5 protein-coding genes (1 of these 5 running past the window's edge) are annotated in these 7,508 nt (G+C 33.1%); all 5 read left to right on the top strand.

The window, feature by feature from the left end; all coding sequences use genetic code 11:
- Window positions 1–771, top strand: the 3' portion of a protein-coding gene (locus tag V7024_RS08645) for an HBL/NHE enterotoxin family protein (protein ID WP_335518355.1). 60 nt of this gene lie to the left of the window's left edge; 771 of the gene's 831 nt are visible here — the last part of the coding sequence; its start codon lies beyond the left edge, outside the window; it ends in the stop codon at window positions 769–771.
- Between the two features lie 975 nt (window positions 772–1,746).
- Window positions 1,747–3,066 carry a hemolysin BL lytic component L2 gene (gene hblC, locus V7024_RS08640; RefSeq protein ID WP_335518351.1) on the top strand — a complete coding sequence of 440 codons (1,320 nt, stop codon included), beginning with the start codon at window positions 1,747–1,749 and terminating at the stop codon, window positions 3,064–3,066.
- A gap of 482 nt (window positions 3,067–3,548) precedes the next feature.
- On the top strand, window positions 3,549–4,778 hold the full coding sequence (hblD, locus tag V7024_RS08635; protein WP_335518349.1) for a hemolysin BL lytic component L1: 1,230 nt from the start codon (window positions 3,549–3,551) through the stop codon (window positions 4,776–4,778).
- A gap of 30 nt (window positions 4,779–4,808) precedes the next feature.
- Window positions 4,809–6,011, top strand: coding sequence for an HBL/NHE enterotoxin family protein (locus tag V7024_RS08630; RefSeq protein ID WP_335518346.1), 1,203 nt, complete (start codon window positions 4,809–4,811; stop codon window positions 6,009–6,011).
- Between the two features lie 287 nt (window positions 6,012–6,298).
- Window positions 6,299–7,420, top strand: a complete 1,122-nt coding sequence (locus V7024_RS08625; protein ID WP_335518343.1) for an HBL/NHE enterotoxin family protein — start codon at window positions 6,299–6,301, stop codon at window positions 7,418–7,420.
- Window positions 7,421–7,508 lie beyond the last annotated feature (88 nt).

Genomic DNA, 7,508 nt, shown 5'->3' with positions numbered 1-7,508 from the left:
GAACAAACTAACAATGGAGATATGTCTCTTTCAGCAAGTGAAGAACAGATGAAAAAAACTTTGCAAGATGCTGGGGTATTTGCAAAATCTATGAATGGATATTCTTATATGTTACTTAATAATCCAGATGTGAATTTTGCAAGAATTGATTTGGAAGGGCATACAAATTTACCTAATCAAATTGGACAAGATGTTAAAGCATTTGGAGACCATAAAGATCTCTTGCAGTCGATTTTAAAAAAGCAAGAAGCTGAGATCGAAGTGGATCAAAAGCGTCTAGATAAAATTTTAGCGAAAATAAATCATTATAACAAATTAAAATCTGATGGATTCAATGTAATGAAGGGTACCGTTTTGGGCCTACCGTTGATTGGTGGTATAATAGTAGTTGTAGCAGAAGATCAATTAAAAGAGTTACAGCCGTTAGTAACACCATTATTAGAAAAAGTAAATCAGCCTGTAGATCATAAAATAACCCTAAACCGTGTAGTTGGAGTTACGTATAATAATATTAATGAGATGCATAATGCGATTGACGGAGCTATTAATGCTCTTACTTATATGTCCACGCAATGGAATAATTTAGATTCTCAATATACAGTGGTACTGCAACAGATTGAGAATACCTCTGAAAAAGCTGATCAAAACAAATTTAAATTCTTAAAACCTAACTTGGATGCAGCTAAAGATAGTTGGAAAACATTTAAAACAGATGTAGCCATATTAAAAGAAGAAATAAAAGAATTAAAAGTGGAACCTTCACAAAAATAAAGAATTATCGGTTCTGTTACAAAATTTCCTAAAACATAGAGAAATTAAGGTTACATCGTTAAATAATCATACAGCAATAAATAATTCATTATACACCGAAAAGGCGGAGTCTGATTCAAGACTTCGCCTTTCACTTTTATATAGGTTTCAAAAACCTTGCAACAGAACCTGTTCATCTACTTCATTTCATAATGTTTTACCCCTCACCTATCTTCTTTGCTTCTCTCTCAAGCTTAAAGTGGTGTCTTACTGCCCATTAATGAAAAATCAAACCCTACTCTGTATTACTTTTCATTTTATACTCTTCAAGCATTTTATCCCCCTATATAGTTATCCTTGTTTTTCGATTTGTATTCTCCATATGTATCTAGTTTATACCTATACATTCAGAAAGATTTTTAGCATACCTCATCTTATTCCCTGTATAAAAACCTTTTTCCCTGTAATGTTTATGGAAAATATAATTACTATTCATATGATAATAATTTTATAGATTATTTATCGTTGATATGACCATATTGATATGCAATTTTACATTTCCCAAATAAAGTAAATCAATATACAAGGTGCTTTTAAATTATATTAAAAACATTTTTTATCAAGCAATTCATATAGATCGGTGAAAACCATTACATTTTAGGCTTAATTATCAGATTATAACTATTTCACTTAGTGAATTGATTCATATCATTTAATTTTTTAGATATAATGTTTTTTCTAATACGAATAAGCAAAATCTGAATTTTCAAATATATGCGGTGGAATTTTACTGTTTACTTATCAAAAACATAATGTTTACAATGAGGGCGTAAGGTCCTTACATTCTATGAAAATAGATAATAACGAGAGTTTCTCGATTTAACACTCTATCCGAAAATTCTCCTACCTCAGTTAGGCAAGGAGAAAACAAAACTATAGGTCGTTCAAGATGTATGAATAAAATTGTAAAAAAATAACAGCGAAGAGGTGTACTAAATGAAAAATAAAATAATTACAGGATTTTTAATAACGTCAATTGTTACTGGGGCGGCTATTCCTATCAATGCTTTGGCAACGCCAATTGTTCAGGCAGAAACACAGCAAGAGAATACAGATATTTCCTCATCATTAAGAAAATTAGGTGCGCAATCTAAATTAATCCAAACATATATAGATCAGGCTTTAATGAGTCCTAATGTACAGCTAGCGGAAGTCCCAGCTTTAAATACGAACCAAGACCTAATCAAGAAAGATATGAACGAATGGTCATCGGAACTTTATCCAAAATTAATTCTATTAAATTCAAAAAGTAAAGGATTTGTAACTAAATTTAATAGCTATTATCCAACATTAAAGGCGTTTGTAGACAGTAAAGAAGATAAAGAAGGGTTTTTGGATAGACTTGAAGTTCTTCAAGACATGGCTATGACGAACCAAGAAAACGCGCAACGTCAGATTAATGAATTAACAGATCTTAAATTACAGCTTGATAAAAAACTTAAAGATCTCGATACTGATGTGACAAAAGCGCAGGTTGCCCTAAGCTCAGAGGGAACAGGGAAAATAGACCAGCTAAAAAATGAATTACAAAATACCCAAAAATCAATTCAAAATGATTTACAACAAATCGCATTGTTACCAGGAGCTTTAAATTCACAAGGACTTACTATATTCAAAGAAGTCTATAGTCTTTCAAAAGATATCATTGAACCGACTGCTCAAACAGCAGTGGCAGCGTATAACAAAGGAAAAGAAATTAACAAGTCTATTTTAGAAGCAGAGAAAAAAGCAGCGGACGAAGCGAAAAAAAAGGGTAAATCTACTCTAGAGATTGAAGCTGTCAAAAAAGCAGCTCGTGAAGAAATTGAGAAAAACAAAAAAAGTGAAATTGCTGCAGCTGCAGTTGCAAAAACGAAAGAGTATGACCTTACGAAAGTTATTGATCCTGAAAAAATTAAAAAAACATATAGCGCCTTCGCTGAAGTAAATAAACTAACAGCAGAGCAACGAGCACATTTAGCTGATTTAGAGACACAAAACCAAAAATTTTATGATTTAACAAAGAACCTAACAGTAGCAGATTTACAAAAATCAATGCTTCTTATTATGCAAAATGATTTACATACATTTGCAAATCAAGTAGATGTAGAACTTGATCTACTAAAACGCTATAAAGAAGATTTGGATCTAATCAAAAATAATGTTACAAAATTATCTACTAATGTTGATGCAACTGACCAGCAGTCTCAAAAAGATACATTAAGACAATTAAAACATGTAACAAGTTACCTTGAAGAACAAGTTAATAAGTTTTAATATTGCGAATTTGTAACTACTCATTCACTCTATGAAAAACCGATAGAAAAGCATTTTTTTAAGTGGTCGAGAGGGACTGGCTATGTATAGAAGCGGTCAGTGCATTTTCCTGCCACGCGCAAAGTTTTAAAACAGAGAAAGGCAGCGAGGTGTAGGTCCATTTTTATCTTTATGGCAGCAATTATACTCCTTACCAAACTTCTAAATGAAATGTATGGCTGAGTAGTTACATGAATTTATTTAGATCCAAATTAAAAAACGACATAAAACCATTCTTTTTCGGTGGTTGAGAGCATCTGGCCATGCATAGAAGCGGTCAGTGCCCTTTCCTACCACATGCAAGGTAAAACAAAGGGAGAAAGCAATTGTAGGCTCTTCTTCATAGCCGCAATCTATATGTCGAAAAATTAAAATGGATTCATGTAACAAAAATAATATAAAGATTATAAGAATCTATCAGAAAACTGAGAAGGAGAATAGTTATGAAAAAATTTCCATTTAAAGTGTTAGCTGTAGCCACTCTAGCAACACTTATAACTGCTACTAATGGTAACACTATTCATGTGCTTGCCCAGGAACAAACCGCTCAAGAACAAAAAGTAGGGAATTATGAATTAGGGCCTGAAGGGCTGAAGAAAGCATTAGCTGAAACAGGATCTCATATTCTTGTAATGGATTTGTACGCAAAAACAATGATTAAACAACCAAATGTAAATTTATCCAATATTGATTTAGGTTCAGAAGGAGCAGAATTAATTAAAAATATTCACCTTAATCAGGAACTATCACGAATCAATGCGAATTATTGGTTAGATACAGCGAAGCCGCAGATTCAAAAAACAGCACGTAATATTGTAAATTACGATGAACAATTTAAAAGTTATTACAGTATATTGGAAGATGCTGCTAAAAAGAAAGATAAGGGCGAGCTAAAAGAGGGCCTAAATGATTTAATCACTACAATTAATACAAATTCAAAAGAAGTTACAGAAGTAATTAAGATGTTACAAGACTTCAAAACAAAACTGTATGACAATTCTACAGGGTTTAAAAATAATGTTGGTGGCCCAGATGGGCAAGGTGGATTAACGGCACTATTAGCCGGAAATAATGCCCTGATTCCACAACTTCAGGCTGAAATTGAGAAGCTACGTTCTACTCAGACAGAGCATTTTAACAATGTATTAGCATGGTCAATTGGTGGTGGATTGGGAGCAGTCATTTTAGTTGCTGCAGCCATTGCAGGAACGGTAGTAATTGTTGTGACTGGCGGTACAGCAACACCAGCTGTTGTTGGTGGCCTTGCGGCTCTCGGTGCAGCTGGTATCGGTTTAGGAACAGCAGCTGGTGTCGCGGCGTCTAAACATATGGACTCCTATAACGAAATTTCTAACAAAATCGGACAATTAAGTATGAAAGCCGATCTTGCTGGCCAAGCAGTTATTTCGCTTACTAGCGCGAAAGACACTTTGACAACTCTGTATCAGACAGTGGATCAAGCGATCATGTCTCTAACAAGTATTCAACAACAATGGAATAAAATGGGTGCCAATTATACAGATTTACATGATAATATCGACCAAATGCAAGAACATAAACTCTCTTTAATACTTGATGATTTAAAAGCTGCTAAACAAAGTTGGAATGATATTCATACAGATGCAGAATTCATTTCGAAAGATATTTCTTTTAAACAAGAAACAAAGAACTAAAAATCAAAACCTATATAGGAGGAATATGAAATGATCAAAAAAATCCCTTTCAAAATACTCGCTGCATCGGCGTTTTTAACTTTGACAACAACTTCTGTACTCTCACCAGTAGCAACTTTTGCAAGTGAAATCGAACAAACTAACAATGGAGATATGTCTCTTTCAGCAAATGAACAAAAGATGAATGAAGCTTTGAGCAAGACTGGGTTATTTGCAACATCTATGAATGCCTATTCTTATATGTTAATTAAGAATCCAGATGTGAATTTTGAAGGAATCACTATTAATGGGTATCCAGATTTACCTAGTAAAATTGTACAAAATCAAAAGAATGCAAGAGCACATGCTATTACATGGGATACGGAAATAAAAAAACAGCTTTTAGATACATTGACAGGCATTATCGAATACGATACGACATTTGACACTTATTATGAAACATTAGTAAATGCGGCTGATACGGCTGCTAAAAAGTTTAAAGAGGCTAATGAAGCTAATGTGGCTGAGGTTAAAATGGCTAAAGTGGCTGAAGCTAATGTGGCTAAAGATACTTTAAAAGAAGGGATTTCAGATTTACATAGTGAAATTCAAAAAAACCAAGAGTCTACAAAAAAATTAATAGCAGAATTAAGTAAGTTAAGAGACGCTATTGGACAAGATGTTAGAGCATTCGGAAGCAATAAAGATCTCTTGCAGTCCATTTTAAAAAGCCAAGGTGCTGATGTTGACGCCGATCAAAAGCGTCTAGAGGAAATTTTAGGATCAGTAAACTATTATAAGCAATTAGAATCTGATGGATTTAATGTAATGAAGGGTGCCATTTTTGGCCTACCGTGGATTGGTGGTATAATAGTGGTTACAGCACAGGATAATTTAGCTAAGTTAGAGCCGACATTAGCACAATTACGTCAGACTGTAGATTATAAAATAACATTAAATCGTGTAGTTGGCGTTGCGTATAATAATATTAGTGAAATGCATAAGGCGCTTGATGATGCTATTAATTCTCTTACTTATATGTCTGCACAATGGCATGATTTAGATTCTCAATATAAAGGGGTACTGGATAGAATTGATACGGTATCTGAAAAAGCTGCTAAAGAGAAATTTACATTCTTAAAAGCTAACTTGAATGCAGCTAAAAGTAGTTGGAGAAATTTACACACAGATGCGTTCAGACTAAAAGAAGGGATAAAAGAATTAAAAGTGACACCTGTTTCTTCACAAAAATAAGGAAATATCGGTTCTGTTGTAAAGTTGCTTAAAACATAGAGAATCTAGAATTATATTGTTAAATAGGCATACAACAATTAATAATTCCTTATACACCGAAAAGGCGGAGTCTGATTACAGACTTCGCCTTTCACTATAAATTTTCTTTGTAACTACTTTTCTTTAATACTTGATGATTTGAAGGCTACTAAAAAAAGTTGAAATGATATTCATAAAGATGCAGAACTAAGTTCACTTTTAAAGAAGAATAGAACTTCCAATCAAAACCTACAGAGGAGGAATATGAAATGATTAAAAAAATCCCTTACAAAATACTTGCTGTATCAACGTTTTTAACAATTACAACGGCTAATGCAGTTACACCAGTAACAGCCTTTGCAAGTGAAATTGAACAAACTAACACTGGGGATATGTCTCTTTCAGCAAATGAAGAACAGATGAAAAAAGCTTTGCAAGACGCCGGGGTATTTGCAAAATCCATGAATGACTATTCTTATTTATTAATTAATAATCCAGATGTGAATTTTGAAGGCATCACTATTAATGGATATACAGATTTACCTAGTAAAATTGTACAAGATCAGAAGAATGCTAGAGAACATGCTGTTAAATGGGATACGCAAATAAAAGGACAGCTTTTAAATACATTGACAGACATTATTGAATACGATACAAAATTCGACAGTTATTATAGAACATTAGTAGATGCGATTAATACGGGGAATGGAGATACTTTAAAAAAAGGGATTACAGATTTACGAGGTGAAATTCAACAAAACCAAGAGTATGCCCAAAAATTAATACAAGAATTAACTAAATTAAAAGACGATATTGGTCAAGATATTAGAGCATTTGGAAGCAATAAAGATCTCTTACAGTTAATCTTAAAAAACCAAGGAGCTGATGTTGAAGCCGATCAAAAACGTCTAAATGAAGTTTTAGGAAAAATAAACTATTATAAAAAATTAGAATCTGATGGAATAATAACAGTATCTATTCCCACTATTCCTACATGGATTTCTGGTGGTACAATGATAGGTACAGCAAGAAGTAACTTAGGCTGGTTAGAGCCAGAATTAGCAAAATTACGTCAGACTGTAGATTATAAAATAACATTAAATCGTATAGTTGGAGTTGCGTTTAATAATATTAGTGAGATGCATAGTGCGATTGATAAAGCCATTAGTTCTCTTACTTATATGTACGATCAATGGGATGATTTAGATTCTAAATATTCAGGAGTACTGGGACATATTGAGAAGGCATCTGAAAAAGCTGATCAAAATAAATTTAAATTCTTAAAACCTACCCTGGATTCCGCTCAAAATAGTTGGAAGAGATTAACGACAGATACAGTCACATTAAAAGACGGGATTAAAGAATTAAAAGTGACACCTCCACAAAAATAAGGAAAAAAGCGGAGTCTGATGAAGACTTCGCTTTTTAGTAACTACTCAGTTACTTTATGAAAAACCGGAAAAAGCAAAGAAGTTAGGT

Origin of the sequence: Bacillus sp. JJ864, assembly GCF_036963045.1 — a bacterium.
Classification (GTDB): Bacteria; Bacillota; Bacilli; order Bacillales; family Bacillaceae_G; genus Bacillus_A; species Bacillus_A pseudomycoides_C.
Note: the sequence above shows the minus strand (reverse complement) of the source record. Positions and strands in the feature narration are given on the sequence as shown.